Here is a 25,943-nt window from a genome sequence, read left to right on the forward strand (position 1 = left end):
CGTTCTAAAATCCAATAAGAAAACCTTAATCGTTTAAATTTAATACATCACGCATATTAAACAATCCCGACGGTTTATCTTGTAACCACACAGCAGCCCTTACAGCGCCATTGGCGAAGGTCATTCGACTAGATGCTTTATGAGTTATTTCAACTCGCTCACCAATATCGGCAAACATCACGGTATGTTCTCCCACTAAATCTCCAGCACGAATGGTTGCAAAACCAATCGTCTCTCGATCACGCTCGCCAGTGATCCCTTCTCGACCGTAAACGGCTACTTTTTTCAGGTCTCTGCCCAAGGTGTCAGCGATCACCTCACCCATCCCTAAAGCCGTTCCCGAAGGCGCATCTACTTTATGTCGATGGTGACCTTCGATGATTTCAATGTCGGTGTAATCTCCCATCACTTGGGCTGCGATTTCCAACAACTTAAAGACTAAGTTCACACCAACACTCATATTCGGCGCAAACATAATGGCAATATCGTCAGCCGCTTCTTCTAGCTGTTGTTTTTGTTCATCGCTAAAACCAGTGGTGCCAATCACCATCTTTTTGTGGTTAGCCCGAGCCCATTCAACATGAGATAAGGTAACGGCTGGGGCGGTAAAATCAATAATCACATCGATGTCATCTTTCACTCGTTCCAAGTTCTCGACAATCGCTATATTCAGCTTGCCAAAACCCGCTAAGTCACCCACATCAATCCCAATTAAACTGGAACCGGGTCGTTCTGTTGCGGCCCCCAAGATCGCAGCATCACTATGATTCACAGCCTCCAGTAAATTTTTCCCCATTCGTCCATTGCATCCAACAATCGCTACTCTCACTTGCGACATTTTAACTCTCCTTTTCGAATCAGACTCTGCGACCGCAATTTGGAGTCGACTATAGCAAAGCAGATAAGATAAAACGAGGCTTCGCAATGATTTGAAACCACCTCAGCTAAAGCCACGAAGAGTAATCTTCTCCCCCCAAATTAGCAGTAACAGCAAATCTAATACCAATCTGATTCGCTATATAATCAACTTATTGCGCAGAATAAATCTGCCGTTAACGAGGCAGTAAGTGCCGTAACTAGCGGCTAAAATTACAAGATGCATAACGCAGTGAGCGATGATGTAGTCCAATAAGAATCAACTGATAATGAGTTAGATTGATATAAACAGTGGGTCAAGCAAATACCAAACATCGCAGGATGCCACGCAAGCCATTCCTATTGCGCCGGGATCGCAGGCACAAAAAAACCGGCTATAAAGCCGGTTTATCAACAGAAGGGGCGATTAACCAAGAATGGCTAATAACTCAACTTCAAATACCAAAGCTGCAAACGGAGGGATGGCTGCGCCAGCACCTTGAGAGCCATAAGCAAGTTCTTGCGGGATATATAGCTTCCACTTATCACCCACTTTCATGCGCTGTAGGGCTTCAGTCCAACCTTTAATAACACCATTCACAGGAAACTCTGCAGGCTGGCCTCGTTTTACCGAGCTGTCGAACACTTCACCAGAAATTAAAGTACCTTCATAATGAACCTGTACTTTACTGCTTGCGCTCGGCGTTTCACCATCACCTTCAACCAAGACTTCATATTGAAGGCCTGTTTCGGTTTTATTGATTTCTGGGCGTTGGCCATTTTCCATTAAGAAATTTTCGCCTTCTGCCATTGCATCTTTATGTTGCTCGGCTTTCTTGGCTTCGATTTCTTTGGTTATTTCTTGGAATGCTGCGGCAATTAAAGCCTCTTCAACTTGCGGCTCCGCACCTTGCATGACGTCACGGATCCCATCTAGCATTGCGTTTACTTCTAAACCATCGAATGCGGCACGCCCAATTTGCTCACCAATTTGTAGGCCGTAGCCATAACTTGCTTGCGCAGCAGCGCCTTGATATTTATCGCTCATTTGCTCTCTTAAATCTACTTGCTAAAAACCACAAAGGTTAACATAAAGTTACTATAAAAACCGCGATTAGCGGACTAATTGCGCCTTTTTTTGAATAAAATGACTACCACAAAAATTAAATTCTCGTCGCTCATCACTAAATTCAAAACCAAGGTGTTGGTAAAACCCTTGCGCATGGTGGTTGTCTTCCATCACCCAACAATATAGTGCTTTAGATTTTACTTCACGGCAGGCATGCTCGAACAACAGCCTTCCCCAACCCTGACCAATCGCATCGGGGTCCAGATACAGGGCAGCAAGTTCGAGCTCCTGATCCACTTGCTCTAACATCAACAAACCTGAAACAAGCGGGGTATTCACTGTCCATGTACTACAATCTGTTGAGGCTATACGCTGCATCCACAACCGTTGATGTAATGAGACCGGTAAAGCCTGCAACATATTTTCTATCAACTGATGGTCATAAACGTGTTGCCAACTTCGTCGCTGCACCAAACAAATAGCGGCAGCATCGGCAGCCTGTGCTAACTGGATTTTCATTCGTTCAGCTAGGCTTAGCAGGCCGAACGCACTGCGGATTTTTCCCTTGCGCAAGAGCTTGCTTAGTCAATTGTTCCGCCCGCGGGAGCCGAGTTTCTAAATCACCAATTCGGGTCGTATTTGAGGGATGAGTAGAAAGAAATTCAGGAACCGAAGCTCCGCCAGCTTTTGCCATATTCTGCCACAAAGTCACGCTAGCCTTTGGGTCAAAACCAGCGCTCGCCATTAAATCTAAACCCATCAAATCGGCTTCGCTCTCTTGAGTTCGGCCATAGGGCAACATCACCCCATATTGTACGCCTAAGCCAAGAGCCGCCATCGCCAAGCCTTTATTATCGATGCTGTCACTCACCCCAATAGCCACCGCAGCCACCGCAGTTCCAACACCAACAATTTGTCCGCGAGATAAGCGCTCATTACTATGTTCAGCTAAAACGTGAGAAATTTCATGGCCGATCACTGTCGCCAATTGATCCGGTGTTTCAGCAAGCTCAATTAAGCCCGTGTAAACACCAATATGCCCTCCAGGTAAAGCGAAAGCGTTCACTTGTTCTGAATCGAAAACCACAACTTCCCATTGTTGTTGACCATAGTCACCTGGGATCTCAGCGGTCACGGCATTCGCCACGCAACTCACATAGGCATTGGTCGCAGGATCGTGAAAGATTTTCTCTTGTTTTTTGATCTCATCAAAAGATTGGGCTCCCAATGAACTCATTTCCGAGTCATCATAAAGTAATACCCGCTTTCGCCCTGTTGGCGAGGAAGAGCAGCTAAGTAAAACTAACAATGAGCTGGTTAACAGCCCCAATTTAAGCGATTTATTCATGAAATAATTCCATATTTGACAGTGCAGCAAGCCACCCAGATATCAATATCCTCAGTCTAGTCCACCATTTGAGCCAACGATAAGACCAAGGCACTAAAGCCATTGCTCTGGTCACGAACAAAAGGAGGGACTCTGCCATCAACCACAAGTCGTGTCCTCGACTCGCTATAATAAGTATTCTCTGGTCGCCGCCCTCGCCACACAAAGCACCCTTTGCCAAAATCATAACATAGACCAATATCGCCTGAGTATTCGATTTAAGAATTCCGAGCCCTAAAATGAAGACATAAAAAAAGCGGCTATCGCCGCTTATTCATCTATAACTCGTTAGCTAGTGAGGTCATCAAAGAACTTTTTTACCCCATCAAAAAAGCCTTCAGCCTTAGGCTTATGTTTACTGCTGGCAGAGCCTCCACAGCTATCTTCAAGATCTCGAAGCAATTGTTTTTGAGTCTCATTAAGCTTCACTGGCGTCTCAACTATCACCTTACAGATCAAGTCTCCAATTGGACCACCACGAACCGACTTCACACCTTTACCACGCATTCTGAACATCCGTCCGCTTTGCGTTTCGTTCGGCACTTTTAAGCTCACACGACCGTCTAAAGTTGGAACCTCTATTTCTCCACCGAGAGCCGCTAGGGTAAAGCTAATAGGGACTTCACAATAGAGGTTATTTTGCTCACGTTGGAAAATAGGGTGTTCTTTCACATGAACTTGAACATACAAGTCACCCGCTGGGGCACCATTTTCGCCCGCTTCACCTTCACCGGATAAACGAACTCGGTCACCTGTATCAACGCCTGCAGGAATACTAACCGACAAAGTTTTAGAGCGCTCATAACGACCTTCGCCATGACACTTATGGCATGGGTCAGAAATAATCGAACCTTTACCTTTACAGGTTGGACAGGCTTGTTGCACCGCAAAAAAACCTTGGCGCATTTGCACCTGGCCTTGACCATGACAAGTACCACAGGTTTTTGGCTGAGAACCTTTCTTCGCACCACTTCCGTTACACTGTTCACAGTGAACTAAGGTTGGCACCTTAATCTCTTTCTTAATACCTTTAACGGCTTGTTCTAAGGTTAACTCTAAGTTGTAACGTAAATCTGAGCCACGTTGCGGTTGGCGACGTCCACCACCACCGGCACGGCCACCACCAAAGATATCACCAAAGATATCACCAAATGCGTCGCCAAAATCACCTTGTCCGCCGCCAAAGCCACCCGCACCACGGTTCGGATCAACCCCCGCATGACCATAATGATCATAGGCCTCTTTTTTATTGGCATTGCTAAGCACTTCATAGGCTTCTTTCACTTCCTTAAATTTTTCTTCAGAAGCTTTATCCCCCTTAGTGCGGTCAGGGTGGAATTTCATCGCCAAACGTTTGTAGGCTTTTTTAATGTCTCGTTCAGTGGCATCTTTGCCTAGACCAAGAACTTCGTAATAATCGCGTTTTGACATAGTTGGTGTTCTACTTTCTCGCTACCGCAAGTATTGGCTGTGATAGATGATAGAGATACGGGCGTTGCTCACACAACGCCCGTTATTTAGTTCATTTGAATCCAGATTTAAGAATTACTTCTTATCGTCTTTTACTTCTTCAAATTCGGCGTCCACAACATCATCTTGAGTCTCAGCTGTTGGTTCAGCATCTGCATCACCCGCATTCGCTTGTGCTTGTTGCTGAGCAACTTCCATAAGTTTTTGAGAGGCTTCGATCAGCGCTTGAGTTTTCGCCTCAATTGCAGCTTTATCTTCACCTTTACGCGCGGTCTCTAACTCTTCAATAGCTGCTTCGATTTTCTCTTTCTCGTCAGTCGGAAGCGCTTCACCCGCTTCTTCCACTTGTTTACGAGTACCGTGAACTAAAGCATCGGCTTGGTTACGAGCCTGAACTAACTCTTCGAATTTTTTATCTTCTTCAGCGTTAGCTTCTGCATCATTCACCATTTTACTGATTTCGTCATCGGATAAACCAGAAGAGGCTTGAATGGTGATTTTTTGCTCTTTAGCCGTATCTTTATCTTTCGCTGATACGTGTAAGATACCATCGGCATCCAAATCAAAAGTCACTTCAATTTGTGGTACACCACGTTGTGCAGGGCGAATACCTTCTAAGTTGAATTGGCCTAGAGATTTGTTATCTGCGGCGCGCTTACGCTCACCTTGAATCACGTGTACAGTTACTGCGCTTTGATTATCATCTGCAGTTGAGAACACCTGTGACCCTTTGGTTGGGATAGTGGTGTTTTTCTCAACAACACGAGTCATCACGCCGCCCATAGTTTCGATACCCAAAGATAGAGGCGTTACATCAAGTAGCAATACGTCGGTTTTATCACCAGACAATACCGCACCTTGAATCGCTGCGCCCATAGCTACCGCTTCATCAGGGTTAACGTCTTTACGCGGTTCTTGACCAAAGAACTCAGTGACCGCTTTTTGTACCATTGGCATGCGAGTTTGACCGCCAACCAAGATAACATCGTTAATATCGCCAACTGAAAGATCCGCATCTTTCAAAGCAATTCGTAGTGGCTCTAGTGAACGTTGTACTAATTCTTCAACCAAAGATTCTAACTTAGAACGAGTCACTTTGATGTTCAGGTGTTTAGGACCCGAAGCGTCAGCAGTGATGTATGGTAAATTAACATCAGTTTGTTGTGCTGAAGACAATTCACATTTAGCTTTCTCTGCCGCTTCTTTTAAGCGTTGCATCGCTAGTGGGTCTTGCTTCAAGTCAAAACCTTGATCTTTCTTAAACTCATCAACTAAGTAGTTGATCAAACGGTTATCAAAATCTTCACCACCAAGGTGAGTATCACCATTAGTCGCTAATACTTCGAAGGTTTTTTCGCCATCTACTTCATCAATTTCGATGATAGAGATATCGAAAGTACCACCACCTAAATCGTATACCGCAACAACATTGTCGCCTTTAGAGTTATTCACACCGTAAGCAAATGCAGCAGCCGTTGGTTCATTAATAATGCGTTTAACGTCTAGACCAGCGATTCGGCCAGCATCTTTAGTCGCTTGGCGCTGTGAATCGTTGAAGTATGCAGGAACCGTAATAACCGCTTCGGTTACCGCTTCACCTAGGTAATCTTCTGCAGTTTTTTTCATTTTTTTCAAAACTTCTGCAGAAATTTGTGGCGGCGCTTTCTTCTCACCTTTCGCTTCTACCCACGCGTCACCATTATCAGCGGCAACAATGTTAAAAGGCATAATTTGAATATCACGTTGCACTTCATCATCAGTAAAACGACGACCAATTAAGCGTTTAATCGCAAACAAGGTATTTTTAGGGTTAGTGACTGCCTGACGTTTGGCTGGCTGACCAACAAGGGTTTCGCCATCATCTGTATAAGCAATAATCGACGGCGTAGTACGATCGCCTTCGGCATTTTCAATAACTTTAGGGGTATCGCCATCTAAAATTGCAACACAAGAGTTAGTGGTTCCCAAATCGATACCAATAATTCGACCCATGGTGGTGTTCTCCAAATTCTGTTTATTACTAATATTCTTTGTTGGATCATAAGTTGGGGGCGTCATTTTTCTTTTCAAGGGAAAAATCAAAAAAAATAAGCAAAATTTACTATCTCGTTATTTTCTTTCAGCACACTTCCACTCACCAACAAACATCATTGGCAGTTAAATAAACCAACCAACCTATAGGATTAAGCAGCTAAAATGGATTTTCTTATAACCTGTGGTACTATGTGCCAAACTTAAAGCTATATGCAGGCCAAAATCCTGCATAAAAATAGAGAAAAGAAATGATGAATACCTCTAAATTAAGTCTGACTCATAAGATATTAATTGGGATGATTACCGGCATCGCGCTTGGTGTGTTCTTGCAAACTTTTTTTGCTGAATCGACCTTTGTAAAAAGCTATATCGTGGATGGGATCCTCAACATTACGGGCTCTATATTTGTTGCCAGCTTAAAAATGTTAGTGGTTCCCTTGGTCTTTGTCTCGTTGGTGTGTGGTGTTGCCTCCATGAAAGACACCGCGCGTCTTGGACGATTAGGTGGCAAAACGGTGCTGCTTTATCTAGCCACTACCGCCATCGCCATTTCTTTAGCGATGGGCGTGGCTCTATTAGTACGCCCTGGTTCAGGTCTAGAAATGGTAAGCGATGCCGCTTTTCATGCCAAACAAGCGCCGAGCCTAAGCCAGGTGATCATCGACATGTTTCCGAATAATCCAATTGCCTCTATGGCAAAGGGCAACATGTTGCAAATCATTGTGTTTGCATTGTTATTTGGGGTCGCTATCGCGATTTCCGGCGAATCAGGTAAGCGTATTGCGAGCCATTTTGAAGATTTAAATGTCGTGATTATGAAATTAGTCACGATCCTGATGAACTTAGCGCCCTATGGCGTATTTGCCCTACTAGCCAAATTGTTCTTCGAGATAGGCTTTAGCGCAATTGCTAGCCTCATGAGTTACTTTATGGTGGTATTAGTTGTGCTACTGCTTCACTCATTGGTGATCTATCCAGTACTCCTTAAAGTGCTAACGGGTCTAAATCCGTTTTTGTTTATCAAAAAAATGCGGGAAGCCATTGTATTTGCGTTTAGTACCGCATCTTCAAATGCGACTATTCCAGTCACCATGGAAACCGCAACCCATAAGTTGGGGGTACGTAACTCAACCGCTTCCTTCACCATTCCTTTAGGTGCAACGATTAACATGGATGGCACCTCTATTATGCAGGGCGTGGCAACCATCTTTATCGCAACAGTTTACAGTATCGATTTAAGTGCTGGTGATTTCATGCTGGTGATTGTGACCGCAACCTTAGCTTCGGTAGGTACTGCAGGAGTCCCCGGCGTCGGCCTGATTACTCTCGCCATGGTGTTACAGCAAGTGGGACTGCCGGTAGAAGGGATCGCCTTAATTATTGGCGTTGACCGCTTATTAGACATGGTTAGAACCGCAGTGAATATTACCGGAGATAGCATGGTAACCGTTGCAGTTGCTAAGTCTGAGGGGGACTTAAACTTAGAGACCTACAACAACCCTCTCGCGGGTTTATCAGAAGAAGAGGTGCGCCTGCCTCACGAATTAGCAAATGATATGCCGCGCGACATAGAAAAAGCCTAAAGCCGAACCAATAAAAAATGCGGTCCAATGACCGCATTTTTTATGCCGCAAAACTTAGCTTTGCTCCAAGCCACTTTGAGTGATATTTAAATTATTTAAAATGCCATTTTGAATCGAATAAATACAGCCGTGTACCGCCAAGAGTTGGCCCTTCTCCCAAGCATTTTGCACGATGGTGGTTTGGCAAACATTCTTTACTTGCTCAATCACGTTTAGTTCACATAGTCGATCGCCACGTTTGGTTTTATCTTCAATTGCATCCAATTCTGCTTGGTGAAAACGGTAAACATCTTTGATGTGACGTAACCAATTATCGATCAAGCCTTTCTGTTCATCTTCCATCGAAGCCAATACGCCCCCACAACCATAATGGCCGGTGACAATAATATGCTTCACCTTCAATACATCAACCGCATATTGAATCACCGAGAGACAGTTTAAATCGGTGTGCACAACCACGTTGGCAATATTACGATGAACAAAAACTTCCCCTGGCGGTAATCGCGCTAACTGATTGGCCGGAACCCGACTATCGCTGCAGCCAATCCATAAAAATTCAGGTGATTGTTGTTCGGATAGGTCGGTAAAAAAGGAGGGATTCTGCTCTTTTATATCTTTTGCCCAACTACGATTATTGTTTATTAGCAGATCTAAACTATTCATTAACACCTCAATTACACTTACCTCGTTAATATTGGCCATTATATTGCCCGATGCAGCAGTTCACCGCTACTGTTTAAGCACAATTAAAAAGGAAACTCAGTTTGACCGGTGCCACTTTGTTGTTTTGCCTGCTCAGCAAGTAATTGACGTTGTTTTCGAATATAACGCTGCCGACGTTGTTTACTTAACCGCAAAATGTTTTGTTGCTGGGAACTATCCAAAGTTTGCCAAGCAAATCGCTCTTGACGACTACGAAAGCACCCCAAACACAAACCACGACTATTGGTCTGGCAAATACCACGACAAGGATTGGGGATATCAAAAATCTCAAGCTGTTCCATCTAGCGAAGCCCTACGCCTACGACCAACAATACGAACAATTTCTATTTAGTTATTAACCATGGCATAGCTTACCCGATCAGGTCAAAAAAACATCGAAAATGCGGCTCAAGATAAGTCGTGGCAGCAGGTAATACCAATCTGATTAATTATATACTCAACTTATTGCGCAGAATAAATCTATCGACAACCAGCCATAAAGTGCAGTAAGCATTGGCTCCAATTACAAGATGCATCAGGCAGTTAGCGCTGATTTAGGCCAGCAAGAATCAACGGATAATGAGTTAGATTGGTACAAAATGAAGATAACTTTCTGACCCAATAAGGCCCACAAAAAAGGGACCATACTCGGTCCCTTTCATCAATCATCAACAAATCCAGCTTAGGCGTTGGTATCGACCGATGCAGCTTTGGAGATCATCACCATCGCGGGGCGTAACAAGCGACCATTTAGCTCATAGCCTTTTTGCAATACCGCAACCACAGTATTGGCTGCGACACCTTCAACCTCTTGCATGCCCATTGCCTGATGTTTCGCAGGATCAAAGGTATGATCCTGTGGAGAAATTACTTCGATTCCGAATTTCTTCACTGCATCCAATAAAGCTTTCAGGGTTAATTCAACCCCCTCAATCATTGCAGCAAGCGCATCATCCTCATGATTGGCATGTTGCAGGGCCATCTCCATATTATCGATAACTGGCAGTAATTCATTGGCAAACTTTTCCAAAGCAAATTTACGCGCCTTATCCACTTCCTGAGCGGAACGACGACGAATATTATCTACTTCGGCTTTGGCTCGCACAACGCTGTCTTTTTGATCGGCAACGGTCTGCTCTGCTGTCGCTAAACGCTCCAATAACTCTGCAATACTAATTTCTTCAGCCGCCGACTCATTTTCTTCTGCGCTTTCTGGCTCGACAAGTTCTGCCTCAACGGCATCAACGACTTGTTCGTTGTCATTTTCTAGCGGCACGTCTTCAGTCTGTGGTTTGTTTTGCTCACTGCTCATGCAGGGTCTCCGTAATTCTTCACAAATAACACTAATCTGATGCATATTATGGGGATCAAAGCCGTTGTTTCAAGTGATAGTCACGATAAAACTAGCTGAGTTTGATTTACCCGCGTTATAATCGTCAGTAACACAACGTTAAATCAACAAGTTATGACTCAATCTTTCAACACTATTGGTTTGATCGGAAAACCTCACCACGAGGGAGCCAATAACACCCTAACCGCACTCTATCAGTGGTTAAAAAAGCAATCTTTTACAGTACTGGTAGAAGAAATTACCGGTGCCCAACTGGCAATTAGTGACTTACCTTTAGTCAGTATTACCAATTTGGGAGAACAGGCCGACCTAGCAATCGTGGTAGGCGGCGACGGCAATATGTTAGGCGCAGCTCGAGTATTGGCCGACTACGACATTGCGGTGATTGGCGTGAATCGTGGCAACCTTGGTTTTCTAACCGATTTAGATCCAGATAACTTCGAACAACCCTTACAACAGGTACTGAATGGTCAATTTGTTACCGAGAAACGTTTCCTATTAGAAGCACAAGTGCTTAGACATAACACGGTAAAAAGCAGTAATAGCGCGGTCAATGAAGTGGTATTACACCTCGACAAAGTTGCCACCATGCTTGAGTTTGAAGTTTACATCGACCAACACTTTATCTTAAGTCAACGTGCTGACGGAATTATTGTGACCACTCCCACTGGGTCAACCGCCTATTCACTCTCCGCTGGCGGACCAATTTTAACCCCAAATTTAGATGCCATTGCTTTAGTTCCGATGTTTCCTCACACCTTAAGTTCACGCCCCATCGTGGTGAACAGTGAAAGTGAAGTAAAATTAAAATTGTCACATGACAACAGTGAACACATGCATATCAGCTGTGACAGCCATATCTCTCTGCCAGTGTTGCCAGGCGATGAAGTCATTATTCGCAAACAAGCTAATCCGCTGCGCTTAGTTCACCCAACCAACTACGACTATTTTAAGATTTTGCAAACTAAATTGGGCTGGGGAAGCCGACTTTTCTAATAACAACAGCAGCAGCTACAAAGGATTTGAGAATTTGACAAATACCGCCACGCCAATTGTGAAGAATCGCCAACAAGTGGTTGAGATAATGCGCCACCTCAAGTTTAGCGACATTTTAGACGTACAGTTTGTCAAACAAGGGAATGTGCGTATCAAGTGTAAATTGCTTGGTCTCGATGATACTAACTTTCTAATGTTTGCCATTCCTCGCTATGCGCAACAGGGTCACAATGATGTACTCGTCGAAGGCATGGACTGCATTGTACGCTCCATTATAGAAGGAGAAGCGGGCCAATGTATTGCCTTTCGCAGTGTAATTACCGACATCATCAAATCCCCCAAGCACCTAATTTTTGTAAAATACCCCAACGAAATAGAACATTTCAGCCTACGTAAGCAACAGCGGGTAGCGATTCGCCTCCCAGCCACAATTAGCCACCGCTCCTCGGTGAGCGACCAACAAGTAGAACATGATTTAAATTTTGAAGGGATTATTTTGGATCTGTCCGCTGGAGGCTGCCGCTTCAAACTGGAATGGCCAGAAAGTTACGGTCCATTTTTATTAGAAAACATCTTTGTTTATATCCGCTTCCCCACTCAAATGGACAATAATGTGGTGATCGAAGGGAGCGTAAAAAGCCAAAGCCGAGATGGTTTAAATCATCTCGCCGTTGGCATCAAGTTCGAAGGGAAAGTCGCGCTAGATAACATTTTCAAGCATCTAGCGCTCGACATATAAAGGCAAAGCAAGGCTTTATCCTTAAGTGCTAATGGTAATAAAACTATCGCAATAAAACTAAGCGACTTCGGCTTTCTGCGGATGATCAAACAACCGAATTACAATTAAGCTAACCAAGGCCACCAATAAAAAACCAAGTACAATCGGGTAACAGGTAAAATTAAAGCTAAAACCGATTAAACTGCCGATTGGGATCCCCACCAGAGTCGATATAAAAGCAACAAAAGCTGAGCCCATCCCCGCGATAGCCCCTAAAGGCTCCATCGCCAAAGAATTCAAATTACCAAATAAAATACCAATACAAAAGAATGCCGGCATCATATAAACCATCAATAAAAAGAGCGACGGGACGCCATTGGTACTGATGAGTACACCAACAAACAAAACACTTAAACTCAGTAGGCACCACAACGCAATGTGGATCATTTTACGCATCCCAATACGGATCACCCAACGACCATTCACCAGCGATGCGACCCCAATCGAGCCAGCGGCCAACGCAAACAGTAAAGCAAAATTACTACCCTGATGGTAGAGTTGAATAAATAGCAGTGGCGCACTGTTCAAGTACCCCATAAATGCCCCAAATATCAAGCCAGAGACAAAGGTATAGGCCAAAGCAGCTCGCTCATTCATCAGTACTTTTAAACTATCCACAAAACTATTAATCGTCAGCGGTCGACGCTTTTCTGGCACTAAAGTTTCTTCTTGAAAAAAGCCGAACCATAGAGCCGTCACAACCGCCATCAGTAGCAAGACGCCAAAAATCCAACGCCAATGAGCAATGCTCATCACTAACTGACCAAGTGCCGGCGCAATAATAGGAACCACAATAAATACCGAAAATACCACCGACATCACGCGCGCCATCGCCGCGCCTTTAAGCTGATCCCTCACCAAAGCCATGGTGATCACCCTTGGTGCCGCAGCCCCCATGCCTTGTAGCACCCGTCCAGCGATGAACCAAACAAATGAATCGGCCACAATGCACAAAATACTCCCCAAGATAAACAAACCAAAGCCTAAATAAATAGGGCGCTTACGGCCCACCGCATCCGACCAAGGGCCATAAATTAATTGGCCAATAGACAAGCCAACAAATAACCCGGTAATGGTCCACTGCACTTGAGTTGCAGGGCTGAGATTGAAGTCTTCGGCAATTGTCACTAAGGCTGGCAACATGGCATCGACAGCCAAGGCAACCAACGACATCATTAATGCCAACAGAACAATAAACCCTTTTGAGTGTGCCGGAGTCGTGCCCACAATAGCCCCTTTAAAAATGTGATCCAACTCAACTTATAACATGAGCTGAACAACAATTGCGATAAGCAATAACAATAATCCGCTTAGTTGCGCGAAAAATAAGCCAATCAAGCAGCTCTTAGCTGTGCATGAAAAGCTCAGCCTGAACGCTGACAATTAAGCCAACAGCTAACGAGTAAACTCAACAGCAAAGCCTCAAGCAAAAGCAAAGCCTCGGCAGAGCAATCATCAAAATAAACCCGTTAAAACCCAAGGCGAGAAATAGTCCAGACTCTGTGTATTATAGTTCAGCCTGAGTACTAATCTTCAGACTTGCCATGACTCAATAACATCGAGAGCAAAGCCACTACCGCTGAGCTAAGCATCAGTAACAACGACACTGCATTCAGTACCGGTGTTGAGCCTTCTCTTAAACGGTCGTACATCGCAATGGTCAGTGGCGCATCCGATCCCACTAACATCAAAGTGGTATTAAAGTTTTCAAATGACATCAAAAAACTAACCACTGCGGCACCCACTAATGCAGGGCTTAAAAAAGGCAGTACCACAGTAAAAAAAGCAACCCAACGACTGGCGCCCAAATTGAGTGCAGCTTCCTCAAAACTAAAATCAAACTTACGTAAACGCGCCAAAATAATCAGCGTTGAAATCGTCGTAATAAAAGCCACCTGGCCAATAACCACTAAACTAAATCCCGGTCGCAACCACTCCCATTCCCATAAAAAATACTCTTCCAAACCATTGGCCAGCCGGCTACTGGCCACCAATATTGCAACCCCCAAAATGACTCCAGGGATGACCAAGGGCAATAACAAACCAATATATAACCAGTTTTTACCCGGAAAATCGAAACGTACAAATAGCCAAGCATTGGCCGTAGATAGCAATAACGAAAAAACCGTAACCAAACAGGCGATCATGGCGCTTACGCCAATACTAGACAGCAAAGGCTGATCGTAAAATATCCCCAGTTTGGGTTGCTGCTGACCGATAAACCAATCGAGGGTGAATCCCTGCCAAGGCAAAGACGCATACAAGCTATCGTTAAAAGCAAATAAACCAACAATGCTCAAAGGCAAAGCCAAAAAAACCAAAAATCCAACCATATAGAAACGGTAAACCGTGTTGGCTGGCCCGCGTAACTGATGCAACATACTAAAGTCCTTTAACGCCCCAGCGTCTTACTGAATGATTGGCCACTCAGTTTCAGCCCCAAGGCGACCACCGCAGAAGAAACCACCAATAACACCACCCCAAAAGCAGCCCCTAACTCCCAGTTAAAACGAGTAATAAACTGGGTGAAAATTTGCTCGGTAAACCATAGGCTATCTTTTCCGCCCAATAAGCGCGGCGTTAAGTAATTCCCTAAACACAGCATAAACACCATAATGCATCCAGAGACGATGCCAGGCATGGCATAAGGGATCACAATCGATTGAGTCACGTTCCAGCCGTTCCCACCTAAATCATAACCGGCTTCAATCAAGCTTTGATCTAAGCCTTCCAGCGTACTCACCAAAGGCACCACCATAAACAGCATGGAGGTATAAACCAAACCAATCAACATGCTCACATCATTGTATAAAAACTCGATTGGCTGCTCGGTTAAACCCAGAGCCATTAAGCCTTGGCTAATCACTCCAGATTCGCGCAACAGGATCATCCAGCCATAAGTTCGCACTAACTCACTCACCCAAAATGGCAATAAACAACTCAGCAATAACAAGCGCTTGCTACGTCCCTTAGCCACTTTTGCGATAAAAAATGCAACTGGAAAACTAATCACTAAGGTAATAAAGGTGGCCAATAACGACATCCACACGGTGCGTAACAAGGTGTGCCAATACAAGGGTTCAGAAAAGAACTGCTGATACTGATAAAGGCCAACACTGTCACCCACACTATAATCACGCTTGATTAAAGATAGCTCTAACATTTGCAAATGTGGCAATACAATCAACAGCACAAACCACAGCAGAAAAGGCAAGATTAATAAATAAAAGCCCAGAGTTTTAGCTTTCACCGTTCACCTCTTTCGTGATACAGCGCGCTTGAGATGCATTCCAATAAATACGTAATGGGCTACCGACCACAATATTTTGCAAAGCAAAGTCAGCGCCAGGGGAAACCCGATAAAGCTCATCATGATGCTGGTCTCTCACCATTAAGGTCGAGCTGGCGCCATCAAACAGACACTCCTCAACCTTCACATCAAACTGATTATCCGCTTTCACATCTTCACCCACCTTGGCGATACCAATCGCCTCTGGCCGAACAAATACATTTACGGTGGTTTGCGGACGCTGCTGCACATCGGTTTCAACGATCAAGTGTCGCCCTCGGGCGGTCTTCAATAGCGCCACCGCTTGCCGTTGCTCGACCACCACCGCCGATAGTTGATTGGTTTGTCCAACAAACTTAGCCACAAAGGCTGACTGCGGTTGATAATAAAGTTGCTGCGGACTTGCCACCTGCTCGAAGCGGCCACGGTTCATCACCGCTACTTTATCCGACATCACCAAGGCTTCAGACTGATCATGCGTAATGTAAATAAAGGTGGTACCAAACTCACGTTGTAAGTGTTTAAGCTCAACCTTCATCTTCTCTCTAAGTTTTAGATCTAAAGCACCTAGCGGCTCATCAAGTAATAATAAACGCGGCTCTAAGACCAGACTACGGGCGATCGCAATCCGTTGTTTTTGGCCACCCGACAACTGGGCAATTTGCTTCTGTTGGCTACCGTCTAAACCCACTCGGCTGAGTACATCTTTAATTTTTTCGCTTCGCTCAGCCGCTTTCACACCACGACGCTTTAAACCATAAGCGATGTTCTCAGCCACATTCATGTTGGGAAATAAGGCCAAGTGCTGAAACACCATATTCACCGGACGCTTATTGGGCGCCAGCTCATTGACTCGCTTTTGATGGATACGGATCTCGCCCTCACTGGGGAATTCAAAACCAGCGAGCATCCTTAGCAAGGTGGTTTTACCACAGCCCGAAGGCCCTAAAATAGAAAAGAAAGACCCAGCTTCAACATTAAAATTTAAACCGTCTACTGCGGTAAAATCAGAAAAGTGTTTAGAGAGGTGTTCACATTCAAGATCAAATTTAGCGTTTCCCGCCATAGTACAAGTACATCCAAAGGTAAAAAAAGAAGGGCCTTACGGCCCATTGATAAGTGCTTATTGTGCCGCTTGCACGCGATCCAGCACCTTGCCTTCCATGGCTTCTAAGCCAGCAGGTACTGCGGGATACCATTTAATATTATCAATATCATCGCTACTAAAACTGGCATTAAACTGTGCTTTAGCCACTTCGTTCACATAGGCATCGGAGCCTTTCGAGGCGGTGAAGTTACCCGCAGACTCGGTAATTTTTGCTGCGATTTCTGGACGCATCACAAAATTGATCCATTGATAAGCGGCGTCGACGGCTTTTGACTTGCGTGGAATCGCAAAAGTATCAATCCAACCTAGCGCGCCAGACTTTGGTGCAACAAACTGAATATTGGCTTGATCTCGGTTTAACTTCCAACCGCCTGCATCCCAAGCCATCGCGGCAACCACTTCGTTGGCACGCATCAGGTTCATCAACTCATCACCACCAGACCAGTAAGTTTTCACGATGGGCTTACATTCCACAAGCTTCGCTTCAACCTTATCCAAGATCTGTTGGTATTTGGCAGGATCGGCGTAAGCCGCAAAAGGATCTTCGCCAAGAGCAAAAGCAAAAGCAATTAAAGTAGGACGTTTCAAACGGTAAGAAATTTTGCCCTGATACTTGCTTTGACATAAATCGGTATAGTCAGCTACATCTTTGGCCATGTTACCGTTCACCACCAAACCGCTGGTTCCCCAAACATGCGGAACACCAAATACTTTATCGCCCACGGCAGTATTTTTCTTGGTCGCATCGAGCATTGAACTAATAATTTGTTTCTGGTCAATTCGGGCTAAATCGATGGGCTGATAAATACCAAACTGTAGTTGCACACCAGTGATACGGTCTTGACTAGGTTGCGCCAAATCGAAACCAGAGCCGCCTGTTGCGCGTAACTTAGAAATCATATCTTCGTTGTTTGATTTGGTAACTTTTACTTCAATACCAGTTTCTTTTTGAAACAAATCGATCACCTCTTGAGGCGCATAACCGCCCCAAGTTAGTAGACGAAGTGTTTCGGCACTGGCTTGCACACTTGCCATGGCTCCCATACCAAGTAACAAGCTGCTTATTGCAAAACGTTTATTCAACATAATATCTTCCATGTATTTCTAAGGTTAATTGGGCTGCCGACTAATACAGCAGCGATACAACAACTATTTGATAAACATGCACTACTTTTATGACACAAATGTGAAGCTGCAAGCAACTAAAAAATGAATAAAAATCAAGCTAAAGCCAGCCAGGCCGCCTTAAAACAAGCGCTTACCTGACAAAACAACGGCCAAAAAAACCACCCATTGTGACAAAAATATGAATTCTAGATAACAGAATAACCAATGACCAGAAGTTAACCAGTAGTGAATTGTGCTACTTATATCGGCAATAAGCAGCTAACAATGCTACCTGCATACAATACCTCCAGTAACCACCAAATCATCGGCCATTTGCTACTTTATATAATTAAATCAATTGAATGAGTGACCTAGCTCCAGAATAATCCTCTCTCTTATGGGCGGCGACATAAGCGTATAAAAATATCCCTTGCCTCATCCTTAGCACCAGTAAACCAGCTTTTTACGATTTGCACTTGCATGCACAAAAATACCGCTATATATTTATACAGCAACTGTATGGATAAACAGGTATAGGAATGCTCACTCAACTCAGCGTACAAAACTTTGCAATTGTTCGGTTCTTAGAGCTCGATTTAAGCCGAGGCATGACCACCATCACTGGTGAAACTGGTGCCGGTAAATCAATTGCAATCGATGCCTTAGGCTTGTGTTTAGGTAACCGAGCGGAAGCGAGCATGGTGCGCCAGGGTGCCAGTAAGGCAGAAGTCAGTGCGCAATTTGAGATCAGCCAGAACCAAGCCGCGCGGCTATGGCTGCAGCAAAATGAGCTGTTAAGCGACGATGATTGCATATTACGCCGAGTAGTCACCAAAGAAGGTCGCTCTAAAGCCTATATCAATGGTACTGCGGTACCCTTGGCACAACTCAAACAACTAGGGCAATACCTCGTTAGCATTCATGGGCAACATGCGCATCAGCTATTGCTTAAACCCAGCCAACAACTGGCGATTGTCGATCAGTATGCCGCTCATCCGCAATTGCTGAGTGAAGTGAAACAAGCTTACCAGCATTGGAAAGGCCTCTGTAACGAGCAAGAACTTGCCCAACAGCAACAAAAAGAACTGCTGGCCCAACAACAACTGCTTGAATATCAGGTTAAAGAATTAGACGAGTTTTCTCTGGCTGAAGGGGAATACCAAACGATAGAACAACAACATCAGCGTCTTTCTCACAGCACCGAGCTGCAACAAAGTAGTTTTCAGCTTAGCCAGCTGCTAGCCTTAGATGAGCAAGTTAATGTACTAGACATGCTAGGCCAAGCCTGTAGAACCACCAGCCAGCTTCTCGCGCTCGATCCCAAACTCGAAAACATCAACAACCTGTTACACGATGCACAGATTCAGATTGAAGAAGCCAGCCAACAGTTAGGCCATTACAGCGAACAGCTAGACTACGACCCAGAGTTATTTGCCGAGTTAGAACTGCGACTCAGCCAAGCCCTGGAGCTGGCCAGAAAACACCATACCAACGCCGAACAACTGCCAGCACTACATTTGAATTTACAGCAACAGTTAGAACAGCTGAGCCAACAAAGCCAGCGCTTCGAGCATCTTACGGAAGACATTGAGCAGGCATGGCAAATTTATCTAAGTAAGGCCAATAAGCTATCGAAAAGTCGCGAACGTGCCGCCAGCAGTCTCAGTAAATTAATCACCAAAGAAATCCATAAACTCAGTATGGCGAAAGCCCAATGTGAATTTGCACTACAAAGTGATGCCAGCCAGTTCACCAATTCAAATGGCGTAGATCGCGTCGAGTTGCGGGTAACCACCAACCCTGGTCAGCCGATGCAAAGTATTGATAAAGTGGCCTCTGGCGGAGAGCTCTCCCGTATTGGTTTGGCCATTCAAGTGATTTGCTCAGCTAGTATTTTAACCCCAACCCTGATCTTCGATGAAGTTGACGTAGGCATTAGTGGACCAACCGCCGCAGTGGTGGGCGGCATGCTACGAAAACTTGGGCAACAGTGCCAAGTATTGTGTGTGACCCACTTACCACAGGTAGCGGGACATGGTCATCAGCAGATGTTAGTGAGCAAACAACAGAAGAAAAATGAAACCATCACCAACATGCTCACTTTAAACGGCCAACAACGTCTCGAAGAATTGGCTCGCCTGCTTGCCGGCGATGCAATTACCCCTTCTGCACTGGCAAATGCGCAAGAATTGTTGGTTGAAGACTAAATTCTTCGTAGTAGACGCTTCTTTTTCGGGCGGGGCTTGGTTATGATGCCTTCCTTAACAAGGAGCTTCGATTAACAATGCGTTTCACAGCTAAAATTTTTATTCTACTTGCCAGCCTCGGGCTTAGCGCCTGTTCAGCCTTCGATTGGATGGTATATAAGGTTGATATCCCACAGGGTAACTACATCGACGACGCCAAAGTAGAGCAGCTCCGCGTCAACATGACCAAGGAGCAGGTTCAATTTGTATTGGGTTCACCGATGTTAGTCGATGCTTTCGACCAAGAACGTTGGTACTACCTATACAGTTACAAAAGTGGCAATGGCTCACTCGAACGAAGAAATTTGGTGGTTGAGTTTGTGAATAACCACCTAGCGCTGGTTGAAGGTGACTACCAAATTAGTAAAGACTTTATGGTGCCTCTCGAAGACGAAACCAGCTAACTGCCCCCAAGCACATAAAAAAGCCAGATCATCGATCTGGCTTTTTAGTTTAAGCTTCAGCGCGTAGCTTGGGCCTGCCACCGGTGGTTTTATCTGCCCTCCCCGCCGCCTTTGCGCGTTCTGCTCTAATTTTACGAAGCTCTTTAGGATCGGCAATTAAGGGGCGATAGATTTCAATTCTATCGCCATCACGTAAAGTTTGATTCAATTTAGCCGCTCGACTAAAAATACCAACCGAAGCCGACTCGGGCTCAATCTCTGGAAAATGATCCACAATACCCGACTGCTTAATGGCGGCCAAAATATCGCAGCCTTGTGCAACACTCAGAGCCAGTAATACTTGACGCGCTGGTAAGCCATATACCACTTCAATATTAATTTTTTCGCTCACCACTAATACACCTGTTTTGCTCGGTCGACAAAAGCCTGCACCATCGAGCCGGCCAATTCTTGAAAGACTCGGCCAAAGGCCGCTGCAATCAACTTGTTGCTAAATTCAAAGTTCAAATCCAGCATCACCTTACAGGCTTGCTCATCTAAAGCGACAAAATGCCATACTCCAGTTAAGGACTTAAACGGTCCATTCACCAAATTCATCTGAATCGATTGATCTTCAGTTAAAGTATTTTCCGTCACAAAGCTGTTTTTAATACCAGCCTTGGCCACCCCAACCTGAGCCACCATGCTCAGCGGGCCCTGCTCAATAATTTCACTACTCACGCACCCCGGTAAAAACTCGGGATAAGCGTCAACATCATTCACTAATTGGTACATTTGCTTGGCACTAAACATCACCAAGGCACTACGGTTTACTTGCGGCATAACCCACTCTTTCTTCAAATCTGGCAACATTTTAGCATTCGCACGGCTAAACCGCACAATATCAGTTTTAAACCCTCGCTGCATGCGTATAATAGCGGTCTATGAGTAAGAATAAATCAAAATCAAAAGCCGGTTCAAATACCATCGCGCTGAATAAAAGAGCGCGCCATGAATACCGTATCGAAGATAAATTCGAAGCGGGTATTGAACTTCAAGGCTGGGAAGTTAAATCAATGAGAACCGGTAAGGTTAACATCGCCGAGAGCTACGTATATGTTCGCGACGGTGAAGCCTTTGTTTCCGGTTTAAATGTTCAACCCTTATTATCGGCTTCCACTCACGTGGTTGCCGACCCAACCCGGATCCGCAAACTGCTGCTAAACCGACGCGAGTTAGATAAACTGATTGGCGCGGTTGAACGCCAAGGTTATACCATTGTTGCCACGGCGCTCTACTGGAAAGCCTCTTGGGCCAAACTAGAGATAGGCTTAGCCAAAGGGAAGAAAGATCAAGACAAACGCGAGGACGAGAAAGATCGCGAATGGCAACGCACCAAAGACCGAGTGATGAAACACAGCTTTAGATAAACACTCAACTGGACAAATAAACAGCATTTAAACCCAAGCCGCTATCGGTTTGTATCAGGCTTGTGTTAGAATGTTCTAGAAATTCCGGGGCTGAATTGGATTCGACAGGATCAGGAAGGCTTGTGGAGCATGTCGTGGGGCGGTTTGCCACGTAAAAAGCCGCAAAAAAATAGTCGCAAACGACGAAAACTACGCACTAGCAGCTTAATAACCTGCTAGAGCACTTCTACCCTAGCTTCCGCTTGTAAGACGGGGAATCATAGAAGTTCAAACCCAAACAAGATAGCGAGGGACGCTTTGACTAGAGAGCCGAACCGCGAAATAGAATTCTGGTATGTGAGTAAGTGGCGTGTTTGTTCGCAGCTTGCTAACGAGAATAAAGACAAACTAAGCATGTAGCGCCATTGGTTAGAATGGTTTTGGACGCGGGTTCGAAACCCGCCAGCTCCACCAATACCACAAAGAAAGACGTCTTAGGGCGTCTTTTTTTGTACCTGTAATTCGCCTTAGCAATACAAAGTATGTAAATCCACGCCCCTGCGTGAGGGGCGACTGCAAGTGGCGAAATATAAAGGTACTTAATTGTCAGTTTCAATCCACGCCCCTGCGTGAGGGGCGACAAATCACCATCTAATAAGGATTACGAGAAAGAACAGAAAGCGGACACCCATAATAATAACCATGGAGACAGCAACACCGTTTGTAAAAGTAATTCCACTACAGTTATTTAGTTCTGAGGCTGTTGTCATGCGGATTGGTGGCTGAATTCATCATTAATGACTCATTTTGATGATTTCTGAGCCAATGCACGCCTCAACAAGGCTGATGATTGAGGGTGGTTCGAAAGTAAGCTCGCGCCTAAGCGCGATTTAGCAAACGTTTGCTGCAACTTAAACCGGCCGTTCGTTTATGCCCCATATGCTGATGGTATTGTCTGAGCAAGCTTTCTTGACCGACTGCGCCAGAAAAGTGCCGTTCAAACTCGCGACTTAAAATCAGCCACTGCGCTTCATTTATCCCTAAGCGTTGGATGATGGAACTTTCGCCACTGTCGATGTCACCCCGTTTATCCTCTCTTACCATGCGCCCGGTCATATCAACCAACTCAAGATAGTCTTTCAACTCAAAGGGTAAGCCTTGGGGCATCGGCTCTCTTGGATTGCCCACAAAGGGAAACAGGTTTGTTGCCTGGGCTTGTTTTAGCTGAGCGGCTTTTGCTCGTCGCTGTACGCTGGTATGAGCGGAGTCCTCTGGTGTACTTGCCATCTTGGCTCTGATGGGGTTTAGGTCTACGTAAGCCATACACGCCATGAGGGCGGCTTCATCCAAAAGCGCTTGGGATTTAAAGCGCCCTTCCCAAAATCGACCGGTACATTGGTCTTCTTGATTGGCGGCTCGCGCAATGTGTTCGTTTAAATGGCGCATAAACCAGCTTAAGTCATACAGGCGAGTCCGATACACTTCGGCGGTGGCGCGAATGGCTTGTAGTTGCACCTCACTTAACTGCGGTCGTAACTCAAGGTTGAGATACATCTGAGTCAGTAAGGTGCCCTGATGCAAGCTATGCCAACGCGCTAACACTTCATCCATTGACCAAGCTTCTGCTTGCGGCTGATTAACATGTAGCACGAGGTGGGTATGATTACTCATGACAGCATAAGCACAAACATCAATCGCGAACACCGAGGCCAATTTGAGCAGATAATCCTCGACCCACTGGCGGCGATGCTCATAGCTTTTACCACTTACCTTGTCTTCGCCACATAAAAAAGCCCGCCGAACACAACGGGAAACACAATGATAGTAGGGTGTATCCGATAAGCTCACTTGTGATTTTCTAGGCTTAGGCATATAGCAACTCTACGCACAATGAGGACAAACTAAGCGTAGAGCACTAATTGATTCATCGCCAGTTAGAATGGGTGTCCTATTATCTTCCTTGTCTTCGCCACATAAAAAAGCCCGCCGAACACAACGGGAAACACAATGATAGTAGGGTGTATCCGATAAGCTCACTTGTGATTTTCTAGGCTTAGGCATATAGCAACTCTACGCACAATGAGGACAAACTAAGCGTAGAGCACTAATTGATTTATCGCCAGTTAGAATGGGTGTCCTATTATCTTTTTTATTATTCAATGCGCTAACACAAAGCGGACACCCATAATAATAACCATGGAGACAGCAACACCGTTTGTAAAAGTAATTCCACTACAGTTATTTAGTTCTGAGGCTGTTGTCATGCGGATTGGTGGCTGAATTCATCATTAATAACTCATCTTGATGATTTCTGAGGAAATACACGCCTCAGCAAAGCTGATGGTTCAGACATAGTTCGAAAGTAAGCTCGCGCCTAAGCGCGGTTTAGCAAACGTTTGCAGCAACTTAAACCGGCCGTTCGTTTATGCCCCATATGCTGATGGTATTCCCTGAGCAAGCGCTCTTTACCGACTGCGCCAGAAAAGTGCCGTTCAAACTCGCTACTTAAAATCAGCCACTGCGCTTCATTTATCCCTAAGCGTTGGATGATGGAACTTTCGCCACTGTCGATGTCACCCCGTTTATCCTCTCTTACCATGCGCCCAGTCATATCAACCAACTCAAGATAGTCTTTCAGCTCAAAGGGTAAGCCTTGGGGCATCGGCTCTCTTGGATTGCCCACAAAGGGAAACAGGTTTGTTGCCTGGGCTTGTTTTAGCTGAGCGGCTTTTGCTCGTCGTTGTACGCTGGTATGAGCAGAGCCCTCTGGTGTACTTGCCATCTTGGCTCTGATGGGGTTTAGGTCTACGTAAGCCATACACGCCATGAGTGCGGCTTCATCCAAAAGCGCTTGGGATTTAAAGCGCCCTTCCCAAAATCGACCGGTACATTGGTCTTCTTGATTGGCGGCTCGCGCAATGTGTTCGTTTAAATGGCGCATAAACCAGCTTAAGTCATACAGGCGAGTCCGATACACTTCGGCGGTGGCGCTGATGGCTTGTAGTTGCACCTCACTCAACTGCGGACGTAACTCAAGGTTGAGATACATCTGAGTCAGTAAGGTGCCCTGATGCAAGCTATGCCAGCGTTCTAAGACTTCATCCATTAACCAAGCTTCTGCTTGCGGCTGATTAACATGTAGCACGAGGTGGGTATGATTACTCATGACAGCATAAGCACAAACATCAATCGCGAACACCGACGCCAATTTGAGCAGATAATCCTCGACCCACTGGCGGCGATGCTCATAGCTTTTACCACTTACCTTGTCTTCGCCACATAAAAAAGCCCGCCGAACACAACGGGAAACACAATGATAGTAGGGTGTATCCGATAAGCTCACTTGTGATTTTCTAGGCTTAGGCATATAGCAACTCTACGCACAATGAGGACAAACTAAGCATAGAGCACTAATTGATTTATCGCCAGTTAGAATGGGTGTCCTATTATCTTCGTTAGTTCCTTTTGAGCAAGCAGTAATCTGTGCTATTCGGAAGCCCTTGGTGTCCTATTATCTTCCTTCTCTGATTATTTCCTCTGATTAAACAGCAGCAGTCAGCTTAGCAGTTAAAGAAAAGCCGCTCGGTTAAGCGGCTTAAATGAAAGTTAGGATGGATGTCCATGCTATTTATTTTATCTTGCACAATGAGGACAAACTAAGCGTAGAACACTAATTGATTTATCGCCAGTTAGAATGGTGTCCTATTATCTTTGATTAGCCCCGCGAGTGCGGGGCTAATTATCTGTTTAAACTTGGCGAACTAAATTGGTCGCATCTGCAAAAGAGAGTTCATAAACACCTCTTAACATCCGTATTAATAAAAGCTCCCCCAAACCACGATCAATGGCGATATTCAAAGCATCTTGAGCAGATACACCGTCATTTTTCAATGACATATAAAAGTCTAAGCTAAGCAAATCATCCGACATTTTCTTTCAAAAAACTCCAAGAATTATCATCAAGCTGCATTAACTTTGCTATACGACTTATATCGCCAATTAGCTCAGAAGAAATTTGCGACTCATTTTCATATAGCTGATCACAAATCAACTCGAACGCTACACCAAACTCATTATGCTCAATAAATTCGGATGCATTTTTCACATCCGAATCAGATAAACCACAAGCAGCACTAGCCAACAAATTTCTAATTTGTTCGTCAATATTTTTCACTT

Annotated in this window: 26 protein-coding genes and 1 other RNA gene; 7 read left to right on the forward strand and 20 right to left on the reverse strand. The window is 44.9% G+C overall.

The features are described from left to right. Positions 1 to 25: 25 nt before the first annotated feature. The 6 genes from dapB to dnaK all read right to left on the reverse strand — a co-directional run bounded on the left by dapB (position 26) and on the right by dnaK (position 6,773). Entirely contained in the window at positions 26 to 838 is an 813-nt protein-coding gene (dapB, locus tag ACRRSW_RS16490; RefSeq protein WP_432459870.1) for a 4-hydroxy-tetrahydrodipicolinate reductase, read from the reverse strand. A 444-nt stretch (positions 839 to 1,282) separates the two neighbouring features. Continuing rightward, positions 1,283 to 1,903 carry an FKBP-type peptidyl-prolyl cis-trans isomerase gene (locus tag ACRRSW_RS16495; protein ID WP_432452165.1) on the reverse strand — a complete coding sequence of 207 codons (621 nt, stop codon included), beginning with the start codon at positions 1,901 to 1,903 and terminating at the stop codon, positions 1,283 to 1,285. Positions 1,904 to 1,969: 66 nt separating this feature from the next. Then, complete coding sequence (locus tag ACRRSW_RS16500; RefSeq protein WP_432452164.1) at positions 1,970 to 2,443, reverse strand: GNAT family N-acetyltransferase; 474 nt, start codon at positions 2,441 to 2,443, stop codon at positions 1,970 to 1,972. Positions 2,444 to 2,447: 4 nt separating this feature from the next. Further along, entirely contained in the window at positions 2,448 to 3,272 is an 825-nt protein-coding gene (locus ACRRSW_RS16505; RefSeq protein ID WP_432452163.1) for a M48 family metallopeptidase, read from the reverse strand. A 327-nt stretch (positions 3,273 to 3,599) separates the two neighbouring features. Beyond that, positions 3,600 to 4,742, reverse strand: coding sequence for a molecular chaperone DnaJ (gene dnaJ / locus ACRRSW_RS16510; RefSeq protein WP_432452162.1), 1,143 nt, complete (start codon positions 4,740 to 4,742; stop codon positions 3,600 to 3,602). A gap of 114 nt (positions 4,743 to 4,856) precedes the next feature. Further along, on the reverse strand, positions 4,857 to 6,773 hold the full coding sequence (gene dnaK / locus ACRRSW_RS16515) for a molecular chaperone DnaK (protein ID WP_432452161.1): 1,917 nt from the start codon (positions 6,771 to 6,773) through the stop codon (positions 4,857 to 4,859). 290 nt (positions 6,774 to 7,063) lie between these two features. Here dnaK and ACRRSW_RS16520 point away from each other — a divergent pair, with 290 nt between their 5' ends. After that, positions 7,064 to 8,398, forward strand: a complete 1,335-nt coding sequence (locus tag ACRRSW_RS16520) for a dicarboxylate/amino acid:cation symporter (protein ID WP_432452160.1) — start codon at positions 7,064 to 7,066, stop codon at positions 8,396 to 8,398. 54 nt (positions 8,399 to 8,452) lie between these two features. Here the strand turns inward: ACRRSW_RS16520 and can are convergent, their stop codons facing one another. The 3 genes from can to grpE form a co-directional block, all read right to left on the reverse strand. Next, entirely contained in the window at positions 8,453 to 9,061 is a 609-nt protein-coding gene (can, locus tag ACRRSW_RS16525; protein ID WP_432452159.1) for a carbonate dehydratase, read from the reverse strand. A gap of 83 nt (positions 9,062 to 9,144) precedes the next feature. After that, positions 9,145 to 9,402, reverse strand: coding sequence for a DUF1289 domain-containing protein (locus ACRRSW_RS16530; RefSeq protein ID WP_432452158.1), 258 nt, complete (start codon positions 9,400 to 9,402; stop codon positions 9,145 to 9,147). Between the two features lie 380 nt (positions 9,403 to 9,782). Continuing rightward, complete coding sequence (grpE, locus tag ACRRSW_RS16535) at positions 9,783 to 10,412, reverse strand: nucleotide exchange factor GrpE (protein ID WP_432459871.1); 630 nt, start codon at positions 10,410 to 10,412, stop codon at positions 9,783 to 9,785. Between the two features lie 153 nt (positions 10,413 to 10,565). Here grpE and nadK point away from each other — a divergent pair, with 153 nt between their 5' ends. Together nadK and ACRRSW_RS16545 are read left to right on the forward strand one after the other, a co-directional pair. Further along, positions 10,566 to 11,447 carry an NAD(+) kinase gene (gene nadK / locus ACRRSW_RS16540; protein ID WP_432452156.1) on the forward strand — a complete coding sequence of 294 codons (882 nt, stop codon included), beginning with the start codon at positions 10,566 to 10,568 and terminating at the stop codon, positions 11,445 to 11,447. Between the two features lie 34 nt (positions 11,448 to 11,481). Then, positions 11,482 to 12,186, forward strand: a complete 705-nt coding sequence (locus tag ACRRSW_RS16545; RefSeq protein ID WP_432452155.1) for a flagellar brake domain-containing protein — start codon at positions 11,482 to 11,484, stop codon at positions 12,184 to 12,186. Positions 12,187 to 12,243: 57 nt separating this feature from the next. Here the strand turns inward: ACRRSW_RS16545 and ACRRSW_RS16550 are convergent, their stop codons facing one another. From ACRRSW_RS16550 to ACRRSW_RS16570, 5 genes are all read right to left on the reverse strand, one after another. Continuing rightward, positions 12,244 to 13,452: a multidrug effflux MFS transporter gene (locus tag ACRRSW_RS16550; RefSeq protein ID WP_432452154.1), complete on the reverse strand. Its 1,209-nt coding sequence runs from the start codon at positions 13,450 to 13,452 to the stop codon at positions 12,244 to 12,246. A gap of 299 nt (positions 13,453 to 13,751) precedes the next feature. After that, complete coding sequence (locus ACRRSW_RS16555) at positions 13,752 to 14,606, reverse strand: ABC transporter permease (protein ID WP_432452153.1); 855 nt, start codon at positions 14,604 to 14,606, stop codon at positions 13,752 to 13,754. A gap of 11 nt (positions 14,607 to 14,617) precedes the next feature. Further along, the gene (locus ACRRSW_RS16560) at positions 14,618 to 15,475 is read right to left on the reverse strand and encodes an ABC transporter permease (RefSeq protein WP_432452152.1); all 858 of its coding nucleotides are present in this window, start codon (positions 15,473 to 15,475) and stop codon (positions 14,618 to 14,620) included. After that, positions 15,465 to 16,580 carry an ABC transporter ATP-binding protein gene (locus tag ACRRSW_RS16565; RefSeq protein WP_432452151.1) on the reverse strand — a complete coding sequence of 372 codons (1,116 nt, stop codon included), beginning with the start codon at positions 16,578 to 16,580 and terminating at the stop codon, positions 15,465 to 15,467. The genes ACRRSW_RS16560 and ACRRSW_RS16565 overlap by 11 nt, the downstream gene beginning before the upstream one ends. Positions 16,581 to 16,637: 57 nt before the next feature. Then, positions 16,638 to 17,708: an extracellular solute-binding protein gene (locus ACRRSW_RS16570; protein ID WP_432459872.1), complete on the reverse strand. Its 1,071-nt coding sequence runs from the start codon at positions 17,706 to 17,708 to the stop codon at positions 16,638 to 16,640. Positions 17,709 to 18,268: 560 nt separating this feature from the next. Between ACRRSW_RS16570 and recN the strand changes: the two genes are divergently transcribed. Both recN and ACRRSW_RS16580 read left to right on the forward strand, forming a co-directional pair. Beyond that, entirely contained in the window at positions 18,269 to 19,936 is a 1,668-nt protein-coding gene (gene recN / locus ACRRSW_RS16575) for a DNA repair protein RecN (protein ID WP_432459873.1), read from the forward strand. A gap of 77 nt (positions 19,937 to 20,013) precedes the next feature. Continuing rightward, the gene (locus ACRRSW_RS16580) at positions 20,014 to 20,379 is read left to right on the forward strand and encodes an outer membrane protein assembly factor BamE (RefSeq protein WP_432452148.1); all 366 of its coding nucleotides are present in this window, start codon (positions 20,014 to 20,016) and stop codon (positions 20,377 to 20,379) included. A 49-nt stretch (positions 20,380 to 20,428) separates the two neighbouring features. On the opposite strand, the gene ACRRSW_RS16585 is transcribed toward ACRRSW_RS16580, so the two are convergent. Both ACRRSW_RS16585 and ACRRSW_RS16590 read right to left on the reverse strand, forming a co-directional pair. Beyond that, positions 20,429 to 20,770, reverse strand: a complete 342-nt coding sequence (locus tag ACRRSW_RS16585; RefSeq protein WP_432459874.1) for an RnfH family protein — start codon at positions 20,768 to 20,770, stop codon at positions 20,429 to 20,431. Between the two features lie 2 nt (positions 20,771 to 20,772). Next, on the reverse strand, positions 20,773 to 21,201 hold the full coding sequence (locus ACRRSW_RS16590) for an SRPBCC family protein (protein ID WP_432452146.1): 429 nt from the start codon (positions 21,199 to 21,201) through the stop codon (positions 20,773 to 20,775). 101 nt (positions 21,202 to 21,302) lie between these two features. Between ACRRSW_RS16590 and smpB the strand changes: the two genes are divergently transcribed. Beyond that, the gene (gene smpB, locus ACRRSW_RS16595; RefSeq protein ID WP_432452145.1) at positions 21,303 to 21,788 is read left to right on the forward strand and encodes an SsrA-binding protein SmpB; all 486 of its coding nucleotides are present in this window, start codon (positions 21,303 to 21,305) and stop codon (positions 21,786 to 21,788) included. 86 nt (positions 21,789 to 21,874) lie between these two features. Next, positions 21,875 to 22,241, forward strand: a transfer-messenger RNA (tmRNA) gene (ssrA, locus tag ACRRSW_RS16600). Positions 22,242 to 22,646: 405 nt separating this feature from the next. On the opposite strand, the gene ACRRSW_RS16605 is transcribed toward ssrA, so the two are convergent. The 4 genes from ACRRSW_RS16605 to ACRRSW_RS16620 form a co-directional block, all read right to left on the reverse strand. Continuing rightward, the gene (locus ACRRSW_RS16605; RefSeq protein WP_432459876.1) at positions 22,647 to 23,639 is read right to left on the reverse strand and encodes a transposase; all 993 of its coding nucleotides are present in this window, start codon (positions 23,637 to 23,639) and stop codon (positions 22,647 to 22,649) included. Positions 23,640 to 24,141: 502 nt separating this feature from the next. Further along, on the reverse strand, positions 24,142 to 25,134 hold the full coding sequence (locus tag ACRRSW_RS16610) for a transposase (RefSeq protein WP_432459877.1): 993 nt from the start codon (positions 25,132 to 25,134) through the stop codon (positions 24,142 to 24,144). Positions 25,135 to 25,514: 380 nt separating this feature from the next. Beyond that, positions 25,515 to 25,697 (reverse strand): hypothetical protein, encoded by a 183-nt coding sequence (locus tag ACRRSW_RS16615; protein WP_432459878.1) that lies wholly within the window; start codon positions 25,695 to 25,697, stop codon positions 25,515 to 25,517. After that, positions 25,687 to 25,941 (reverse strand): MafI family immunity protein, encoded by a 255-nt coding sequence (locus tag ACRRSW_RS16620; protein ID WP_432459879.1) that lies wholly within the window; start codon positions 25,939 to 25,941, stop codon positions 25,687 to 25,689. Before ACRRSW_RS16620 ends, ACRRSW_RS16615 begins: the two co-directional genes overlap by 11 nt. Positions 25,942 to 25,943 lie beyond the last annotated feature (2 nt).

The sequence above is a fragment of the Agarivorans sp. QJM3NY_25 genome (genome assembly GCF_050870875.2).
Taxonomy (GTDB): domain Bacteria; phylum Pseudomonadota; class Gammaproteobacteria; order Enterobacterales; family Celerinatantimonadaceae; genus Agarivorans.